Source organism: Sphingorhabdus sp., from assembly GCF_035329025.1.
GTDB lineage: Bacteria > Pseudomonadota > Alphaproteobacteria > Sphingomonadales > Sphingomonadaceae > Sphingorhabdus_B.
On record NZ_DAOLHN010000016.1, the window covers coordinates 28,223 to 46,509 of the forward strand.

At 57.8% G+C, this 18,287-nt stretch carries 15 protein-coding genes; 12 read left to right on the forward strand and 3 right to left on the reverse strand.

The window, feature by feature from the left end; translation table 11 throughout:
• Positions 1 to 29 precede the first annotated feature (29 nt).
• The 5 genes from PKC81_RS06170 to arsB all read left to right on the forward strand — a co-directional run bounded on the left by PKC81_RS06170 (position 30) and on the right by arsB (position 4,846).
• On the forward strand, positions 30 to 2,261 hold the full coding sequence (locus PKC81_RS06170) for an adenosylcobalamin-dependent ribonucleoside-diphosphate reductase (protein WP_324334166.1): 2,232 nt from the start codon (positions 30 to 32) through the stop codon (positions 2,259 to 2,261).
• 174 nt (positions 2,262 to 2,435) lie between these two features.
• On the forward strand, positions 2,436 to 2,789 hold the full coding sequence (locus PKC81_RS06175) for a metalloregulator ArsR/SmtB family transcription factor (RefSeq protein WP_324334169.1): 354 nt from the start codon (positions 2,436 to 2,438) through the stop codon (positions 2,787 to 2,789).
• Positions 2,786 to 3,274: an ArsI/CadI family heavy metal resistance metalloenzyme gene (locus PKC81_RS06180; protein WP_324334171.1), complete on the forward strand. Its 489-nt coding sequence runs from the start codon at positions 2,786 to 2,788 to the stop codon at positions 3,272 to 3,274. The genes PKC81_RS06175 and PKC81_RS06180 overlap by 4 nt, the downstream gene beginning before the upstream one ends.
• A gap of 8 nt (positions 3,275 to 3,282) precedes the next feature.
• On the forward strand, positions 3,283 to 3,786 hold the full coding sequence (locus PKC81_RS06185; RefSeq protein ID WP_324334173.1) for an arsenate reductase ArsC: 504 nt from the start codon (positions 3,283 to 3,285) through the stop codon (positions 3,784 to 3,786).
• 1 nt (position 3,787) lies between these two features.
• The gene (gene arsB, locus PKC81_RS06190) at positions 3,788 to 4,846 is read left to right on the forward strand and encodes an ACR3 family arsenite efflux transporter (RefSeq protein ID WP_324334175.1); all 1,059 of its coding nucleotides are present in this window, start codon (positions 3,788 to 3,790) and stop codon (positions 4,844 to 4,846) included.
• Here the strand turns inward: arsB and PKC81_RS06195 are convergent.
• The gene (locus tag PKC81_RS06195; protein ID WP_324334177.1) at positions 4,843 to 5,874 is read right to left on the reverse strand and encodes a mannose-1-phosphate guanylyltransferase/mannose-6-phosphate isomerase; all 1,032 of its coding nucleotides are present in this window, start codon (positions 5,872 to 5,874) and stop codon (positions 4,843 to 4,845) included. The genes arsB and PKC81_RS06195 overlap by 4 nt on opposite strands.
• A 179-nt stretch (positions 5,875 to 6,053) precedes the next feature.
• On the opposite strand from PKC81_RS06195, the gene PKC81_RS06200 reads away from it, so the two are divergent.
• Genes PKC81_RS06200 through PKC81_RS06215 form a run of 4 tightly spaced genes read left to right on the forward strand, consistent with a single transcriptional unit; the run spans position 6,054 to position 12,847 of the window.
• Positions 6,054 to 7,442 (forward strand): TIGR03013 family XrtA/PEP-CTERM system glycosyltransferase, encoded by a 1,389-nt coding sequence (locus tag PKC81_RS06200; RefSeq protein ID WP_324334178.1) that lies wholly within the window; start codon positions 6,054 to 6,056, stop codon positions 7,440 to 7,442.
• Between the two features lies 1 nt (position 7,443).
• The gene (gene prsK, locus PKC81_RS06205) at positions 7,444 to 9,537 is read left to right on the forward strand and encodes an XrtA/PEP-CTERM system histidine kinase PrsK (protein ID WP_324334180.1); all 2,094 of its coding nucleotides are present in this window, start codon (positions 7,444 to 7,446) and stop codon (positions 9,535 to 9,537) included.
• Between the two features lie 2 nt (positions 9,538 to 9,539).
• Positions 9,540 to 10,901 carry a PEP-CTERM-box response regulator transcription factor gene (gene prsR / locus PKC81_RS06210; protein ID WP_324334211.1) on the forward strand — a complete coding sequence of 454 codons (1,362 nt, stop codon included), beginning with the start codon at positions 9,540 to 9,542 and terminating at the stop codon, positions 10,899 to 10,901.
• Positions 10,901 to 12,847, forward strand: coding sequence for a tetratricopeptide repeat protein (locus tag PKC81_RS06215; RefSeq protein ID WP_324334182.1), 1,947 nt, complete (start codon positions 10,901 to 10,903; stop codon positions 12,845 to 12,847). The genes prsR and PKC81_RS06215 overlap by 1 nt, the downstream gene beginning before the upstream one ends.
• Here PKC81_RS06215 and PKC81_RS06220 read toward each other — a convergent pair.
• Together PKC81_RS06220 and PKC81_RS06225 are read right to left on the reverse strand one after the other, a co-directional pair.
• Positions 12,844 to 13,185: a GntR family transcriptional regulator gene (locus tag PKC81_RS06220; RefSeq protein WP_324334184.1), complete on the reverse strand. Its 342-nt coding sequence runs from the start codon at positions 13,183 to 13,185 to the stop codon at positions 12,844 to 12,846. The genes PKC81_RS06215 and PKC81_RS06220 overlap by 4 nt on opposite strands.
• 64 nt (positions 13,186 to 13,249) lie before the next feature.
• Positions 13,250 to 13,819: a nitroreductase gene (locus tag PKC81_RS06225; RefSeq protein ID WP_324334213.1), complete on the reverse strand. Its 570-nt coding sequence runs from the start codon at positions 13,817 to 13,819 to the stop codon at positions 13,250 to 13,252.
• Between the two features lie 143 nt (positions 13,820 to 13,962).
• On the opposite strand from PKC81_RS06225, the gene PKC81_RS06230 reads away from it, so the two are divergent.
• From PKC81_RS06230 to PKC81_RS06240, 3 genes are read left to right on the forward strand one after another with little or no spacing between them, the layout of a single operon-like run.
• Positions 13,963 to 15,537: a peptide MFS transporter gene (locus PKC81_RS06230; RefSeq protein ID WP_324334215.1), complete on the forward strand. Its 1,575-nt coding sequence runs from the start codon at positions 13,963 to 13,965 to the stop codon at positions 15,535 to 15,537.
• 2 nt (positions 15,538 to 15,539) lie between these two features.
• Entirely contained in the window at positions 15,540 to 16,943 is a 1,404-nt protein-coding gene (locus PKC81_RS06235) for an amidohydrolase (protein WP_324334186.1), read from the forward strand.
• On the forward strand, positions 16,940 to 18,232 hold the full coding sequence (locus tag PKC81_RS06240; protein WP_324334188.1) for an amidohydrolase family protein: 1,293 nt from the start codon (positions 16,940 to 16,942) through the stop codon (positions 18,230 to 18,232). The genes PKC81_RS06235 and PKC81_RS06240 overlap by 4 nt, the downstream gene beginning before the upstream one ends.
• Positions 18,233 to 18,287: the final 55 nt, after the last annotated feature.

The following is an 18,287-nucleotide window of genomic DNA, read 5'->3' on the forward strand; positions in this document are numbered from 1 at the left end:
TATGACTGTTGAACAAACTGGAGGATCACATGTTTTTCGATGTTGCGATAGCCAAAGAGATCTGGGCAGCAAAGTATCGTTTCAGCGGCAAAGGCGATCTTCCCGGTGATGTTGATTTTGAAGCTACTGCCGCCAGAGTAGCCAAAGCCGCGGCAAGCAATGAAAGTGAAATTGAGCGCCCCGTGTGGCAAGCGCGGTTTGAAGATGCCATCGCCAAGATGCAGTTCATCCCGGCCGGAAGGATATTGGCGGGCGCGGGAACCGAACGTGCCGTCACGTTATTCAACTGTTTTGTCATGGGTACTATTCCCGACAGCCTGGAAGGCATTTTCGATCATTTGAAGCAAGCGGCGCTGACGATGCAGCAAGGCGGAGGAGTCGGGATGGACTTCTCGACGATCCGGCCCAAGGGTGCAGAGGTTAAAGGCGTGGGATCTGACGCCTCAGGGCCAATGTCGTTCATGGATTGCTGGGATTCGATGTGCCGGACAGTTCACTCGGCGGGTGCCCGGCGGGGGGCGATGATGGGCTGTCTGCGTATCGACCATCCCGATATCGAAGATTTTATCGATGCCAAACGCGACGGCAGCCGCTTTCGCAATTTCAACTTTTCAGTTTTGGTCACCGATGCCTTTATGGAGGCTTTGGAACGAGATGCGGAATGGCCGCTCGTTTTCGGTAGTGAGACCTATCGCACTGTGCAGGCGAGCGAATTGTGGCAAAAGCTGATGCAGGCGACGTATGACGTGGCCGAGCCGGGTGTGATCTTCATTGATCGGGTAAACCATAAAAATAATCTTGCATATTGTGAGACCATCAGCGCCTCCAACCCATGCGGCGAGCAGATGCTGCCGCCTTATGGAGCATGCCTGCTCGGCTCAATCAATCTAGCGGCACTGGTCGACATTCCTTTTGAGCAGGGAGCATCGATCGACGAGGCATCGCTGGCAGATCTGACGGCTACAGCCGTCCGCTTTCTTGATAATATCATCGATATTAGCCGTTACCCCCTTTCAGAACAGGAGGCTGAGGCAAAAGCGAAACGTCGGATAGGGCTTGGTATTACCGGTCTGGCGGACGCATTACTGTTCTGCGGACGGGCCTATGGCAGCGATGCGGCAATAGCGCTGACAGAACGCTGGCTGACGGTTATTCGCGACGCAGCCTATCGCGCCTCGGCCCTGCTAGCGGAAGAGAAAGGGGCATTTAGCCTTTATGACCCTGCGATACTCGATCAGCCGAATTTGCAGGCGCTTGATGTGGAATTGAGATCGCTGATTTCGAAGCATGGATTGCGCAATGGTTGCCTGACCTCAATAGCGCCCACCGGCACAACCTCGTTGCTCGCTGGAAATGTGTCATCGGGCGTTGAACCCGTATTCGCCTATTCCTACCAGCGTCGTATCCTGAACCCCGACGGATCAGCGCGCCATGAAACGGTGGAGGACTATGCTCTGCGCGCCTGGCGTCAAGTGAAGGGTGACGTCGTACCGCCCGACGAACTGTTTGTGAGTGCGCAATCCCTGGCCCCTTCCGCTCATGTGCGCATGCAGGCGGCTGCACAAATGTTGATCGACAGTTCGATTTCGAAAACGGTGAATGTTCCCGAAGACATCAGCTTTGAAGATTTTTCTGATGTTTATCTTGAGGGCTACAGGCGCGGGTGCAAGGGGCTCACGACCTACCGGCCAAACGCGGTGACAGGATCTGTGCTGAGCGTTACGCCTGCTGAAGCGCCTATTTCGAACCCGCCGATGCTGGAACAGCGCGACGATGCGCTAGAGGGAACAACCTACAAACTCAAATGGCCCGACAGCGCACATGCCGTTTATGTGACGATAAACAACATTGAGGCTGAAGGAGCGGTTCGTCCGTTCGAGATATTCATCAACTCCAAAAATATGGAGCATTATGCCTGGACGCTGGGCCTTACCCGGATGGTTTCGGCTGTTTTTCGACGTGGAGGTGACGTGTCATTTGTCGCAGACGAATTAAAGGCCGTGTTCGACCCGCGAGGTGGTTCATGGATGAACGGCAAATATGTTCCGTCATTGCTGGCCGCCATTGGCGGGGTAATCGAAAAGCATCTTCATCAATTTGCACCGGGGCAATTAGAACTTCCTGTAATTTACAAAGCAGATTCGACTCAGCAGGTCGCAGCTCCCCACGGTCCGATTTGCCCTCAATGCAGCGCGACAGGCATGATACGCGAAGAGGGCTGCAACAAATGTTTGGAGTGCGGTTACTCAAAATGTGGATAAGCAAGCAAAAGGACCTGCATCGCGCCGCCATATAAAGCGGAAGCGTTCAAATTTGCTTGTCGGCCTCAAGCTCCCATACCCGGGCCAGCCTTTATATTTCCAATAATCTCGAAATATCTCTTGACTCCCTTCTATGGTTCGATATTTCAACGAATATCGAAATAAGGAGTCGTTATGGACGCCGACACTATTATCCGGGCACTTGGGGCCTTGGCGCAGGAGCATCGCTTGGCGGCGTTTCGCTTGCTTGTGCAGGCGGGGGCTTCGGGGTTGCCTGCCGGGGTGCTGGCGGAGCGGCTTGCGGTGCCGAACAGCTCGCTGTCCTTCCATCTTGCCCAATTGAGCCATGCCGGTTTGATCCGGCAGGAGCGGCAGGGGCGTTCGTTGATCTACTCCGCCGATTATGCCGCGATGAACGGGCTGATCGGTTACCTCATGGAAAATTGCTGTGCGGGTGCGGTTTGCGGTTCGGACGATGCTTCGTCTGGCTGTGCGCCCGCCATATCCGATGAAAGGAAAAGTGCATGAAACGCTTTCACGTGCATGTCGGGGTCGAAAAACTCGACGCCTCTATCGCATTTTATTCGGGCCTGTTCGGGCAGGAGCCTTCGGTGGTGAAGCCCGATTATGCCAAATGGATGCTGGAGGATCCGCGCATCAATTTTGCCATTTCGCAGAAATGCGGCGCGGTGAAGGGCATTGAGCATCTGGGTATCCAGGTTGAGGACCAGGGCGAGCTCGCCGAAGTCTATGGTCGTCTGAAAGCCGCCGACCGCCCGGTGCTGGAGGAAGGCGCGACCACCTGTTGCTATGCGCAATCGGAAAAAAGCTGGATCGCCGACCCCGATGGCGTGGTGTGGGAGGCTTTCCTCACCAATGGCGAAGCAACCGTTTACGGCGGCAATCCTGAATTGCAGCAGCTGGTTTCGGCCAATGCCGCGGCCAATGCCTGCTGCGCGCCGAAGCAGGAAGCGGCTGCGCCCGCCGCCACCAACACTGGCTGCTGCGGCTGAGGTTCTGAATGCCCGAGATACGCAATGTGCTGGTGCTGTGCACCGGCAACAGCGCCCGTTCGATATTGGGGGAGGCTTTGTTCAACCTCCATGGGGAAGGGCGCGTGCGCGGCTTTAGCGCAGGGAGCAAGCCCAAGGGTGTGCCACACCCCGGCGCGCTCCGCCTGCTCGCGCGGCGCGGGATTGATGTGTCGGGTTTCCGATCGAAAAGCTGGGATGAATTCAGCGCAGCCGATGCGCCGCAAATCGACCTTGCGATTACCGTGTGCGGCAATGCGGCGGGCGAAGTCTGTCCGGTCTTCATCGGAAGCCCGTTGAAAGCGCATTGGGGGCTGCCCGATCCAGCAGATGTTGAAGGTAGCGAGGCCGAGGTCGATGCGGCGTTCGAGGAGGCCTGGCGCTTGCTTGAAATGCGGGTGAAGGCGTTCATGGCGCTCGACCTTGAGGCAATGGACAACGCGGAAGCGCAAAAGGCTCTGGCAGAGATTGGTGCAATGGAAGGGGCAGCCTGAAATGACTGAAGGCAATTTGAAGCGGCTGTCTTTCCTTGATCGCTATCTGACGCTGTGGATTTTCATGGCGATGGTGCTGGGGGTTGGTCTGGGCTCAACTTTTGCCGGATTGCCCGAGGCGATCAACAGCCTGTCCTGGGGATCGACCAATATCCCCATCGCCATCGGCCTGATCCTGATGATGTATCCGCCGCTCGCTCGTGTGCGCTATGAAGAATTGCCGCGCGTGTTTGAGGATAAAAGGGTGCTGGCGATCTCGCTGGTGCAGAACTGGATCATCGGCCCGGTGCTGATGTTCGCGCTTGCAGTGATTTTCCTGTCGGATAGGCCTGAATATATGACCGGCCTGATCCTGATCGGGCTGGCGCGGTGCATCGCGATGGTGATCGTGTGGAACCAGTTGGCGAAGGGTGACAACCAATATGTTGCGGCGCTGGTGGCGTTCAACTCGATCTTCCAGATCTTGTTTTTCAGCGTCTATGCCTGGTTCTTCCTTGCCTTCCTGCCGCCGCTGTTCGGGCTGGAGGGCAGCGTCGTCAATGTCAGTTTCTGGACGATTGCAGAGGCGGTGCTGATCTATCTCGGCATACCCTTCCTCGCCGGGTTCCTGACGCGCAAATGGCTGGCCAAAGCCAAAGGGGAGGCATGGTATGAGCATGTCTTCCTGCCGAAGATCGGCCCCGTCACCCTTGTCGCTCTGCTGTTCACCATCGTCGCGATGTTCAGCCTGAAGGGGAATGAGATACTGACCTTGCCGGGGGATACGATCCGCATCGCCATCCCGCTGACCATCTATTTCGTGGTCCAGTTCACGATCAGCTTCTTCATGGGCAAGCTGATCGAGAGCGACTATCCGCGCACCACGGCGGTGGCATTTACCGCGGCGGGCAACAATTTCGAGCTGGCGATTGCAGTTGCGATTGCGGCCTACGGACTTGCATCCCCGGTGGCATTTGCAGCGGTGATCGGGCCGCTGGTCGAGGTGCCGGTGCTGATCCTGCTGGTCAACGTCGCCTTCTGGTTTGGGCGGCGCTGGTTTGCGGACAGCGTGCCCGCCTAACTGCTGAACTTCTTCACATCCTGGCTGTGCCCGCGCGGCAGGATGAGCACTTCATTGCCATGCGCCACAACGATCAGGTCGTGCGCGCCGATCAGGTTGATACGCAGGCCGTCGCTGCGCACCAGATTGTTGTGGCTATCGAGCAGACGGGTTTCGCCTTGAATGCTGTTGCCTGCCGCATCCTTTGTGCTGATTTCATACAGGCTGTCCCAGCTGCCGACGTCGGACCAGCCGATGCTGACCGGGGCGACGGCAACGCGGTCTGCCTTTTCCATCACGGCATAGTCGATGCTGTCGGCGGGGGAGGCGGCGAAGGCGGATTCTTGCGGGCGCATCATCGCGCCTTGCCGTTTGGCCCCGTCCATCGCGGCTTGTGCGGCGTGCAGCATGTCGGGTACTAGGCTCGCCAGCCGGCCGAGATAGATGTCGGCGCGGAACAGAAAGATGCCACCATTCCACGCATGGTTGCCTGCATCGATCATCGCCTGCGCGGTGGCGGCGTCGGGCTTTTCGACAAAGCGTTCGACGCGCGATACCGCCGCCGTCAATTCCTCCCCGATGCGGATATAGCCATAGCCGGTTTCGGGCGCGGTGGGGGTGATGCCGAAGGTGACGAGCCAGCCATCCTCGACCAGAGGCAGCGCAGCCATGATCGCGGCGTGAAAGGCAGGAACATCGGCGATCAGATGGTCGCTCGGCATCACCAGCAATGGGGCCTTGGCGTCATCGACCGCGAGCGCGGCGAGGGCGATGGCAGGCGCGGTGTTGCGGGCGCAGGGTTCAAGGACGGTGAGGGCGTCTGGCACGCCTGCCTCACGCGCTTGCTCTTCGATCAAGGCGGCATGCGCGGCGTTGCCGACGATTAGCGGCGGGCCGAAGAAATCCCGGTCCATCACCCGCGCCAACGTCATCTGAAACATCGTCGCATCGTCAGCGAGTTTCAGGAACTGCTTGGGGCATTCAGGGGTCGACATCGGCCAAAGCCGCGTGCCGCCGCCGCCAGAGAGGATCACCGGTGTAATTTTCATAAATGATTCCTATTCGATGGCGGCTATTTCCGCAATCGCCGACTGTCGCAGTTTTTGACAGTTGGTGTTGGAACTAAATCCCTGATAAAATGTCGCTTTATAAAGAAGTGTAAAATTAAGCGACACTTTACTTTTGCCCGCTATCTATCGTGCAAGATTATGGCAGGTCGCGCCCACATATGATCAGGCTGTTCAAGCATTATGTCCCCTACGCCGTGTTGTTTTTGGCGTTGGTGGACTTGTGCCTGTTGCTGGTTGCCGCCGAAACCGCATGGGTGATCCGTGCCAACCAGATCGGCATGCATGTCGACTATATTGGCAATCGCATCTGGCCGCTCGTTACTTTTGCCGCCGCCGTGCAACTCGCCGCAATGGCGGTGGGCGTCTATAGCGCCGAAGCCTTGCAGTCGCTGCGTTTCGCCATTGCCCGCCTGATCGTTGCGGTGTCGCTCGGTGTTATCTTCATGGCAATCATGGCGTTCGCGCTGCCGGGGATGACGCTCTGGCGCTCCAACTCACTTTACGCGATGGTGCTGTCGTTCGCCTATCTCGCTCTCAGCCGCATGATATTGGGGAGCCTGATCGGCGGAGAGAGCTTTAAGCGCCGTCTGCTGGTGCTCGGGGCAGGGAAGCGGGCGCAGCGGATCAAGGATCTGGAGGCACGGCGCGGTTCCGGCTTTGTTGTTGTCGGCTTCATCGCAATGGACGAATCCAAGCGTATCATCCCCGAAGCGATCAATCGTTCGGCGATTTACAACCTTGCCGATTTTGTCGTGAAACTTGGGGCGAGTGAGGTGGTGCTGGCGCTTGAAGAAAGGCGTAACGCGCTGCCGTTACAGGATCTGCTGCGGATCAAGACCACGGGTGTCCATGTAAACGATATCTCCAGCTTTCTGGAGCGTGAAACCGGGCGCGTCGATCTGGATAGCGTCAACCCAAGCTGGCTCATTTTCTCCGATGGCTTCTCATCGGGCCGACGTTTGTCTGGAATTGCCAAACGGCTCTTCGATATTACCGCGAGTGCGATCCTTGTGGCGCTGACGCTGCCCGTGATCCTTCTGTTTGCCCTGCTGGTGAAGCTGGAAAGCAAAGGCCCTGCCTTTTACCGCCAGCAACGTGTTGGCCGTTATGGCGTTTCTTTTGACCTGATCAAATTGCGTTCCATGCGCGCCGACGCAGAGGCAGATGGCAAGGCAATCTGGGCTGCCAAGAACGACGATCGTGTGACGCGGATAGGCAAGTTCATCCGCAAGGTTCGCATAGACGAGCTGCCGCAGACATGGTGTGTGTTGAAGGGCGATATGAGCTTTGTCGGCCCGCGTCCGGAACGGCCCGAATTTGTGGCCGACCTTGAACAGCAGCTGCCCTATTTTGCCGAAAGGCACATGGTAAAGCCGGGCATCACCGGTTGGGCACAGGTCAATTTTCCCTATGGCGCGTCGATCGACGACAGCCGCCAGAAGCTGGAATATGATCTCTATTACGCCAAGAATTATACGCCGTTCCTCGACCTTTTAATCCTGCTGCAGACGATCCGCGTGGTCATCTGGCCGGAAGGAGCGCGCTGAAATGGGCGGAGCGCTCGCCTGGGTCGGCTTTTGGGGCCATGCAGCGGTCGGCTTTTTATATGCCGCGCTGGCCATCTGGGTATTCCAGCAGTTCGGTGGCAAAAGCCGACAGCAAATTGCACTCATCGCTGCGCTTTCGGTTACGGCATTTTGGGGCATTGCCACGATCCTGGGCGGGCCGGGTAGCCTGCTGGCGTCAAGCGGCGAGACACTGCGCAATCTTGGCTGGCTGGGCTTCCTTTACGCGCTACTGCTCAACGGTGAGGGCAATTCGCACCCGCGCACAATCAAGATCCTTTACGGAGCCTTGTTTCTGGCGCTGTTGCTGCAGCCTGTTATCGATTTTGCCTTGCTCGCGACCTTCCCGGACAATGCCCAGGCGAGCGCGGCAGCCGCCAAATCGGTCCAGCTCTTGCGCATGATTTTCGCGATCGGGGCGATTGTGCTGGTCCACAATCTATACACCGTATCCGCACCGGAGGCCCGTTGGGGAATCAGCTTGCCCATGGCCGCGCTTGCCGCGACCTGGATGTACGACCTGAACCTCTACACCATCGGCTATCTTTCGGGTGATTGGCCCGCCGAATTCATCGCCATGCGCGGGCTGATCATGACAATTCTGGTGCCGGTGTTCGCAATGGGGACGCGGCGCAACAGCAGTTGGCGGATTCGCCTATCGCGGTCGGTAACGTTTCAATCAGTCTCTTTGCTCGCAATCGGCGCCTATCTGTTTGGCATGGTGCTGCTCGCGACAGGGTTGCAGCTTGTGGGCGGCAGTTATGTACGGATGGCCCAGATCACCCTGATCTTTGCCATGTCGCTTGGGGCCATGTTGATCCTGCCGTCCGGCAAGTTCCGCGCCTGGCTGAATGTCGTTATCGCCAAGAATTTTTTCCAGCACCGCTATGATTATCGGGCTGAATGGATGCGCTTTGCCGAAACAATCGGGTTCCCGAGTGATGCCGCCCCTTTTCACGAACGGGTTATCAAGTCGCTGGCCGACATTTTTGAATCACCTGCTGGCCTGTTGCTTACCCGCGACAGCGAATCGCGGTTGGTGTTGCAGGCACGCTGGAACTGGCCAACGGCCGAAATCCCGACCTATGCAGGCAATTCGCAGACAGTGCCCTTCTTCGAACGTACCGGACATATATTGTTGATGGACGAAGTGCGCGAAGGCACCGATGACCGGGTTGATCAATCGGCGATTCCCCAATGGTTGTATGACGAAACACGTGCTTGGGCTGTAATCCCGCTGGTGCATTTCGGGCGTCTTGCCGGCATTGCGGTGCTTGCCAAACCCCCGATCAAACGGTCGCTCGATTGGGAAGATCTGGACATGATGCGTGTGGTCGGTCGCCAGCTTGCCAGCTATCTGGCCGAAGCGACCAGCCAGGAACAGCTGACCGAAAGCCGGCAGTTCGAACAGTTCAACCGGCGCTTTGCCTTTGTGATGCATGACATCAAAAACCTCGTCAGCCAGCTGAGTCTGCTCGCGCGCAATGCCGAAAAACATGCGAGCAATCCTGATTTCCAGGCAGATATGATAGAGACTCTCAAAGGTTCGGTTGGCAAGATGAACGATCTGCTCGCTCGCCTGTCGCAGCACAGCCAGACCCGCCATTCGGCGATCGCACCGATGGATGTCGAAACGACTGTGAGCGCTGTGATCCATGGAAAGAGGTTGATCTACCCGATTGAGTCCGATTTTTCACCGGGATTGCTCGCGATGGCGGATGCAGGTCGGGTCGAAACCATTTTGAACCATTTGGTCCAGAACGCGATCGATGCGACCGACGACGGATCCCCGATTCGAGTCAGTGCTGCGCGTCAGGATGATTGGGTTGCCATCAGGGTGACGGACAAGGGTTGCGGCATGACGGAAGTCTTTGTGGCGAACCAGCTTTTCAAACCGTTCGAGTCCACCAAAAGCGGCGGCTTTGGCATCGGCGCTTATGAAGCCCGCGCGTTGGCACAGTCGCTAGGTGGGCATCTGCATGTCGATAGCCGCGTAGGGAAGGGCACACGAATGACGCTGCTGCTCCCAGCGGCAAAAGAAGCGGCACAAGTCAACGACATCGAAGAGGCGGCATGACGATGGAACAGCCAAAGAAAAAACTGCTGATTGTCGAGGACGACCAGGGGCTGCAGCGGCAACTGAAATGGTCCTATGAGGATTTTGAGGTCTTTTGCGCGTCGAACCGTACCGAGGCGATGGCGTTGCTGCGCGCGGAAGAACCCGACGTGGTGACACTCGATTTAGGCCTTCCGCCTGACCCTGACGGCGTGACCGAGGGCTTTGCCGCGCTAGAAGAAATGCTGTTGATCAAGCCGGATACCAAGGTGATCGTTGCTTCCGGTCACAATGCAAAAGAGAGCGCGCTGCATGCCATCTCTGCCGGGGCGTGGGATTTTTACCAGAAACCCGTTGATATCGATGAGCTGCACCTGATCGTAAAGCGCGCCTTCCATGTGCGTGACCTTGAGTTGCAGAACCAGAAGGCACAGGCACCAGCGTCTGATGGTGAAATGCTGTTCGGTTCGATGATCACCGCGTCCCCCGAAATGCTGAAGGCCGCGCGTACGATTGAGCGGGTGGCCAATACCAATGCGTCGGTTATGCTGTTGGGGGCCAGCGGCACCGGCAAGGAACTGCTGGCGCGCGGACTGCACGACGCGAGCGAGCGTAAAGGCAAACCCTTTGTTGCAATTAACTGCGGCGCAATCCCGGAGACCCTTCTTGAGTCCGAACTGTTCGGGCATGAAAAAGGTGCTTTTACAGGCGCAATCAAGACCACCGAAGGCAAGATCGAATTGGCCAATGGCGGCACGCTGTTTCTTGATGAAGTGGGAGATATCCCATTGCCGCTGCAGGTGAAATTGCTGCGCTTTATCCAGGAACGCGTTATCGAGCGCATTGGCGGGCGGAAAACCATTCCGGTAGATGTTCGCATCGTCTGTGCGACGCACCGCGATCTTAACCAGATGATCACGGACAAGACATTTCGCGATGACCTGTATTACCGTCTGGCCGAAGTTCCGGTGCATATCCCCCGGCTGGCTGAACGGCAGGGTGATTCAGTCCTTCTGGCGAAGCATTTCCTGAGCCGCTTTGCCCGAGAGATGAATCCATCGATCAAGGGTTTCGCTTCAAGCGCGCTGACCGCGATTGATCAATGGGATTGGCCAGGCAATGTCCGCGAGCTCGAAAACCGTGTAAAGCGTGCCGTAATCATGGCAGAGGGCAAGTTCATAACGGTCGATGATCTCCAGTTTGATCTGATCGATGACGATGACCGGTTGCTCAACCTGAAGGCGGCACGCGAAGCCGCGGACAGGCGGGCTATAGGTCGGGCCATTGCGCGCACGGAAGGCAATATTTCCAACGCTGCCAAGCTGCTGGGCATCAGTCGACCAACGCTTTATGATCTCCTGAAACAATATGAGATCCATGTCTGATGCCCCACGCCTCTCGCCAGTTGCTGACTTCGGGATTGCGGAGCGTGCTGGCGATTGCGTTACTGGCGGGCATTGCTCACGCGGCGATTGACGACGACGCTCGCGAAGCTTTTGAGGCCGCGCAAAATCATATTGATCAACGCGACCTCAGGTCAGCCAAGGTCGAACTGCTCAACGCAACAGCCGCAGAACCCGAATGGATCGAGGCGCAGCTGAAGCTGGCTGAAGTTTCGCTGGAACTTTTCGATCCGGAGACGGCCCGCGAACATATCGACAAGGCCATAAAACTGGGAGCGCCCGAGACGGCTTACAGCCACCTTCTGGGTCACGCACTTTGGCTTTCGGGTGAGACCGGCAAGGCAGAGACGGCCTTGACCCAAAAAACTGTGGCCCGCGCCAACATGCCCTATGCCTTTCGCATATTGGGCCGTGTCTATATGGACCAGGGTGATACCATTGCGGCCGGGCAGGCGTTCGATAGCGGTCTCAAACTCGCACCCAAAGATGATCGTCTGTGGACCGAGGTTGCGCGGCTGCGCTACGTGGTTTCGGATCTGGGCGGGGCGACGGCGGCGCTTGAACGGGCGTTGGCGTTGAACCCGGCCAATGTGCGGGCACTTGAGTTGCGTGGTCGTGTGGTGCGCGACCAGTTCGGGCTGGCGGCGGCGTTGCCCTGGTTTGAGCGTGGATTGCAAATCGACCCGAATGACGTGCCGTCACTTGAAGAATATGGCACGACGCTGGGTGAGTTGGGCCGCTATCGCGAAATGCTAGTGCAGGCGCGCAAGATACTGACGCTCGACACAAAAAATGCCAAAGCTTTCTATATGCAGGCTATATTGGCGGCGCGCGCCGGGAATTATGCGCTCGCCCGACGCATCATGGGAAAAGTCGGCGGGCGCTTCGCCGAACTGCCGGGGCCGCAAATGCTTGTCGCGGTCAGCGAATATGAATTGGGCAATTTCAACACCGCCATCGAAATCTTGACGCGACTGGTTTCCGCACAGCCACATAATATTGAACTGCGTACTTTGCTTGCGCGCGCGCTTCACCGATCCGGTGACCAATCAGCAGCATGGGATGCAATTGCACCCGTCGCCAACCGCGAAGATGCCGATCACTACAGCATAGTGCTTGCTGGCCGCATATTGGAAGCGTTGGGCGAGCGTGATGCCGCCGCGTTCCGTCTGGACAGGGCAGCCTATCCATCGATTACCACTCCCTTGGCGCTTGCTGAAACACAGGCGTTGGGTGCGGCTGCGGCAGAGGCCGCACGCGAGCCCAAAAATGCGCGCAAGGTTTTGCCCTATGTGCGCCTTTTGTTGTCCGCAGGGCAATTTGGACAAGCCCGCCAAGCCATATCTCCGCTGGTCGCCGGAAATGACGGCGTGGTCGAGGCCCAGCTGATAGCGGGTGATGTCGAACTTGCAGCTGGCAATAGGGTAGGGGCGATTGCGGCCTATGAGAAGGCCCGCAAGGTTGCCCTGAATGATGCCGTGCTGGGGCGGCTGGTCGCGGCGTATCGCGGTGCTGGCAATGCCAATGCGGCCAGCAATGTGATTGCCGAATATCTGGTCTACAACCCATCCAGTTTGCCAGGTCAAAGGCTGGCCGCCTTTGATCTGATCGATCGAAAGCTGTGGGATCAGGCGTTGCCTATTTTGTACCGCATGCGTGCGCGGACCGGCTTCAACGATTCTGTGTTGAACGCCAATATCGCACGCACTTTGACCGCGCTGGGTGAGCATGATGAGGCGGTGCGAGAAGCGCGATTGGCCTATCGGATTGATCCAGCGAATGTGATGACGACCTATGCTTATGGCCGGGCAGTGATGCTGCAGGGTGATGATGCCAAACGCGCCCGCGACTTATTGCGCAAGGCAAGCAAGCTGGCGCCTGACGACAAGGACATCGCGCGCGATTACCGCGCAGCGCAGAAACTTTAAGAAAGCGCGAGCAATTCCGCCGGATCGATTCCCGCGCGCTGCATCTGCGCGCGCACTTCGGGCCAGACATGGCTGATGAAATGGTCGCGTTCGGTGGTGCGCAGGCGTGTGACCGCCCCACGGGCTACAAACAGCCCGACACCGCGCTTCACATCAACCAAGCCATTGTCCTGAAACAATTGATAGGCCTTGGCCACCGTCAGCGGATTGGCACCCTGCTGCGCGGCAAAGGCACGGACCGAGGGGAGCATGTCACCTTCTGAAAAGCGGCCATCAAGAATGGCTGCAGCGATCTCGTCACGCAGTTTCAGATATACGGGCTTGCTCTCGGTTTTCATGACCACCTTACTGCCATAACACAGTATGTCGCGTCAAGTTTAACCTAGCGATTAAATTGTGCAGTCAGGGCCAATGACGGATGATGTTTTGAGGATCCGGTCGAGGGCGTTCTTCGAGTGGCTGGCTTGCAGTGCCGATGTAGAAAAGCCCGGCAATCTGCTCCTCGCCATCGCACACGGCTTCGCGGACAATAGGGTCATAGCTGGCCCAGCCGGTGATCCAGCTTGCGACAAAGCCATGCGCATGCGCCGCGTGCAGCAGGTTCATCCCGACCGCGCCGACGCTCAACTGCTGTTCCCACGCCGGAATCTTAGCGCTCTCCTGTGGGGCACAGAGCAGGGCGACCAGCGTCGGCGCCATGAAGGCTGGCGCAATTGCGGCCTCGATCTGCGCTGGTCTGGCGTCTGCATTGGACGTAAGAAATGCTTTCTCCAGCAGTGCTGCGAAGGCTTGGCGATCCTCTATTTTTACAAAGCGCCAGGGAAAGAGCTTGCCATGATCGGGCGTGCGCATTGCGAGCGTGAGGATGACGTCAAGCTGGCCGACGTCAGGCCCGGGTGCGATCATGTCACGGGGTTTGCCGGAACGGCGGGAGGCAAGATAGGCGGTGAGTGAGCTTTGGTCGTTGAACATCGGCCCTTCGTTCACCGAAAAGCGGTAACAAGCGCAACAAAATTCTTCACAGGCGCAATTTTTCCGTTAGGTTGCCTACCCAATGGCCTCCGGGGAGGGGCGAAGCAAACAAAAATTGGGAAGGTGGGTTTCGCGTGAACGGAATGAAACCGATGGGTCTTTGGGTCGAAGGCGACTGGATTGCTGCAATTACCGTCGTCGTTTTGGGCATTTTCCTCGCCATTGGCGCGAAAATCGCAATTCAGAAAGAACCGGAATTTGCGGGGCACCCCAAGGGGCTCTACATGCTGTTCTTCGCCGAAATGTGGGAGCGTTTTTCCTATTACGGCATGCGCGCGCTGCTGATTTTCTATCTGACCAAGCATTGGCTGTTCAGCGATGGCAAGGCCAATTTGATCTATGGTGCCTATACCAGTCTGGTTTACATCACCCCTGTTTTAGGTGGCTATCTGGCCGACCGATATCTGGGGCAGCGCAAGGCAGTGCTGTTTGGGGGGCTCTTGCTCGCGGCAGGTCACACCCTGATGGCGGTTGAGGGTGTAGGCGGACAGAGCGACCCCACGATCAACATATTCTGGGCCGCCTTGGCGTTCATCATTGTCGGCTCGGGCTTCCTGAAGGCCAATATCTCGGTGATGGTCGGGCAGTTGTACAAGCTGACCGACATCCGCCGCGATGGTGCCTACACGGTTTTCTATATGGGCATCAATGTCGGTGCCGCGATCGGTACAATCCTTGTCGGCTATCTGGGTGAAACCATTGGCTGGGGCTGGGGCTTTGGCCTTGCAGGTATCGGCATGCTTGCCGGTCTGGTTGTCTTCGTGCTGGGTAAGAAGGCCCTCAATGGCGCCGGTGAAGCGCCTGCACCGCTTACAAAGTCAAAGGAAATGACCCTTTACGGCATTGGCTTGGCATCGGTCGCGGTGATCTGGGCGCTGGTGCAGTATCAGGATGTCATCCAGGGCTTGCTGGTTGTTTCCGGCGTCTCACTGCTTGGTTATGTGCTGTACGAAAGCTTCAAGCTGGACAAGGAACCGCGTGAACGCATGTTTGCCATCCTGTTCCTGATTTCGCTCAATCCGCTGTTCTGGGGTTTGTTCGAACAGGCAGGTGGTTCGATGAACCTGTTCACCGACCGGTTTGTGGATCGTGGCGGTGTTCCTGCGGCGATCTTCCAGTCGATCAACCCGATTATCATCATGATTTTTGCGCCGGTCTTTGCTGGCCTTTGGGTTTGGCTAGGCAAGCGGGGTAGTGAGCCTTCAGCACCCGCAAAATTCGGTCTAGCATTGCTGCAAATGGGCTTTGCCAATCTGGTGCTGGTATGGGGCGCTGAAGCCTTCGGCGTCGCAGCGATGACGCCTGTCATTCTGGTCTTCGCCTATTATCTGCTGGCAACGACTGCAGAGCTTTGCCTCTCGCCCGTCGGGCTGTCGGCGATGAACCGGCTTGCGCCGAAATTCCTCGCCTCGCTCATCATGGGCGCCTGGTTCTACATGACTGCGGTTGGTAATTTCGTAGCCGGTAAGATCGGTGAGGCCACTGGCGGACATGATGGCCAGATGACCAAACAGGGCCTGCTCGACGTCTATGAGCTGTTCGGATGGATATCTATAGGCGTTGCCGTTGTCGTCCTCCTGCTGTCGCCGATGGTGAAGCGCTGGATGCACCTGGATACGCTGAAGGATGAGGAACCTGCAGCGGACAAGGCGGCCTGAAGATGAGGGAACGGTTCCGCTGGTCTATCCTCGCCGCCCCGCTTGCCCTGATTGCCTGCTCGAACACCGCCGAAGCGCCCAAAAGCGCTTCGGCGGCGGCACCTGCTGAAAAGCCGGCAAAGCTGAACAAGGATCCCTATCCATCGACCTATAAGCCTTATCCGGGGATGGCGACGGCGATCCGCAATGTCACCATTTTTGATGGTGAAGGCGGACGTATCGACAATGGCGTGGTGTTCTTTGCGGGCGACAAGATCCAGTCGGTCGGTGGCCCCGATACTCCGATACCGGCAGATATTGCTGTGTTTGATGGGGCTGGCAAATATGTGACGCCCGGCATCATCGATATCCACTCGCACCTCGGCGATTATCCGACACCGTCGGTCGCGGCGCATGATGATGGCAATGAAGCGACGTCTCCGACCACACCTGAAGTCTGGGCCGAACATAGCGTCTGGCCGCAGGATCCGGGCTTCAGCCGCGCGCTGGCCAATGGCGGCGTGACGTCGCTCCAAGTCCTGCCCGGATCGGCGAACCTGATGGGTGGCCGTTCGGTGGTGCTTAAAAATGTCTATGCCCGCACGGTACAGGGAATGAAGTTTCCGGGAGCCCCTTATGGCCTGAAAATGGCGTGCGGTGAAAATCCCAAGCGCGTCTATGGCGCGAAGGGGCGCATGCCTTCGACCCGTATGGGCAATCTTGCGGTCAATCGCCAAACATGGATCAAGGCGCAGGAATATAAGAAAAAACGTGACAGCGGGAAGGAATATACCCGCGACATCGGCATGGAAACGCTCGCAGGCGTGTTGGATGGCGATATCAAGATCCAGAACCACTGCTATCGCGCCGACGAGATGGCCATCGTCCTCGATATGGCGAAGGAATTTGGCTATAAGGTATCAACCTTCCACCACGCAGTCGAAGCCTATAAAATTGGTGACCTGCTGAAAGAAAATGAAGTTTGCTCTGCAGTTTGGGCCGACTGGTGGGGCTTCAAGATGGAAGCCTATGACGCGATCCCCGAAAATGCAGGTATATTGCAAAATGCGGGCGCCTGCGTGATCATCCATTCGGATGATGAAAACCAGATCCAGCGTTTGAATCAGGAAGCAGCCAAGGCACTGGCCAATGGCCGCCGCATGGGTTTCCAGATATCGGATGCCACCGCAATCAGCTGGTTGACCTACAATCCGGCCAAGGCATTGGGTATCGACAAGATGACCGGCAGCCTGAAACCGGGCAAGATGGCCGACCTTGTGCTGTGGAACGGTAACCCATTGTCGGTCTATTCGCGACCCGACAAGGTGTGGGTCGATGGAGCGCTGTTGTTCGATGCCAGCGACGCAAAGCGCAGGCCGGTGAGCGACTTTGAACTTGGCCAGCCCGGCGAAGGAGATGTGAAATGAGGCATCTTCTTTTGGCTGCAGCCGCAATTGCGTCGCTTACTGCACCTGCGGCTGCGGAAACCATTGCCATTACCGGCGGCAAGCTTGTTGTTGGCGACGGCTCTGCCCCGATGGAAGGCGGAACTGTTGTCGTTCGCGATGGAACCATCGTTGCCGCGGGCAAGGGTGTAGCCGTTCCCACTGGTGCGCGCACTATCGACGCAACGGGCAAATGGGTGACGCCGGGCGTTTTTGCCGGGTTCAGCCGCCTTGGCCTTTCGGAGGTCGACGCGGTCAACGGCACGAATGACAAGGGCGGCGGCAAGAGCGGCTTTTCGGCTGCCATCGATGTTGCACCCGCAATCGATCCGTTCCGTTCCCCCATCGCCGTCAACCGCAGCGCCGGGGTGACCCGCGCCGTGGTCGCCCCCGAGGGAGGCGACCGGATATTTGCGGGGCAGGGCGCTATTGCCGATCTGGGTGCCGATACCGATCCGGTCACGCGGGCGCGTGCCTTCCAGTTCGTCGAATTTGGTGAGGCTGGGGCAGAGGCTTCCGGCGGCAGCCGGTCAGGCAATCATCTGCACTTCCGCGCCATGCTGCGCGAAGCACAGGATCATGCTGCGGGTGCCGATGCCTTTGACGACGATCTGCTGAAGAAGGAAGATGCGCGCGTATTGCAGGCCGTTTTACGCGGTGAACAGCGCCTGCTTATCCATGTCGAGGGCGCGAACGATATTCTTCGCCTGCTTGAGCTCAAACGCGAATTTCCGGCGATCAAGATGGTCTTCGTTGGTGCCAGCGAGGGCTGGCGGGTGGCTTCGCAGCTGGCCCAGGCTGGCGTGCCGGTCATCGCTTCGGCGCTCAACGATCTGCCTGCGACATTTGAAATGCTGGGAGCCACCCAGTCCAACATCGGACGTATGAAAGATGCTGGCGTCAAGGTGGCGATCGGGATGATCAACGACCGGGATTCGCACCAGCTGCGCTACACCACCCAATATGCCGGCAACCTTGTCAGCCTGCAGCGCGTCCCGCGCGCCAGCGGCCTGACATGGGATGAGGCCTTCGCTGCAATCAGCTCTGCCCCCGCCGAAATCCTCGGCGTAGGCGACCGCCTGGGCAGCTTGAAAGCTGGCAAGGCGGGAGATGTGGTGGTTTGGGATGGCGATCCGCTCGAACTGACCAGCGCACCGACGCATGTTCTGATTGATGGCGTCGAACAGCCGCTCGGTAACAGGCAAGACAGGCTGCGTGACCGTTATCGTACACCGCAGGAAGGGGCATTGCCCAAAGCCTATGAACATTGATTAAAGTGGGTTGATACATCACCGTAGTGCTGAGCCTGTCGAAGCACGTCTCTCG

Coding starts and splice junctions, on each gene's coding strand:
- PKC81_RS06170 (WP_324334166.1), top strand. CDS start 30: ATGTTTTTCGATGTTGCGATAGCCAAAGAGATCTGGGCAGCAAAGTAT.
- PKC81_RS06175 (WP_324334169.1), top strand. CDS start 2,436: ATGGACGCCGACACTATTATCCGGGCACTTGGGGCCTTGGCGCAGGAG.
- PKC81_RS06180 (WP_324334171.1), top strand. CDS start 2,786: ATGAAACGCTTTCACGTGCATGTCGGGGTCGAAAAACTCGACGCCTCT.
- PKC81_RS06185 (WP_324334173.1), top strand. CDS start 3,283: ATGCCCGAGATACGCAATGTGCTGGTGCTGTGCACCGGCAACAGCGCC.
- arsB (WP_324334175.1), top strand. CDS start 3,788: ATGACTGAAGGCAATTTGAAGCGGCTGTCTTTCCTTGATCGCTATCTG.
- PKC81_RS06195 (WP_324334177.1), bottom strand. CDS start 5,874: ATGAAAATTACACCGGTGATCCTCTCTGGCGGCGGCGGCACGCGGCTT.
- PKC81_RS06200 (WP_324334178.1), top strand. CDS start 6,054: ATGATCAGGCTGTTCAAGCATTATGTCCCCTACGCCGTGTTGTTTTTG.
- prsK (WP_324334180.1), top strand. CDS start 7,444: ATGGGCGGAGCGCTCGCCTGGGTCGGCTTTTGGGGCCATGCAGCGGTC.
- prsR (WP_324334211.1), top strand. CDS start 9,540: ATGGAACAGCCAAAGAAAAAACTGCTGATTGTCGAGGACGACCAGGGG.
- PKC81_RS06215 (WP_324334182.1), top strand. CDS start 10,901: ATGCCCCACGCCTCTCGCCAGTTGCTGACTTCGGGATTGCGGAGCGTG.
- PKC81_RS06220 (WP_324334184.1), bottom strand. CDS start 13,185: ATGAAAACCGAGAGCAAGCCCGTATATCTGAAACTGCGTGACGAGATC.
- PKC81_RS06225 (WP_324334213.1), bottom strand. CDS start 13,819: ATGTTCAACGACCAAAGCTCACTCACCGCCTATCTTGCCTCCCGCCGT.
- PKC81_RS06230 (WP_324334215.1), top strand. CDS start 13,963: ATGAAACCGATGGGTCTTTGGGTCGAAGGCGACTGGATTGCTGCAATT.
- PKC81_RS06235 (WP_324334186.1), top strand. CDS start 15,540: ATGAGGGAACGGTTCCGCTGGTCTATCCTCGCCGCCCCGCTTGCCCTG.
- PKC81_RS06240 (WP_324334188.1), top strand. CDS start 16,940: ATGAGGCATCTTCTTTTGGCTGCAGCCGCAATTGCGTCGCTTACTGCA.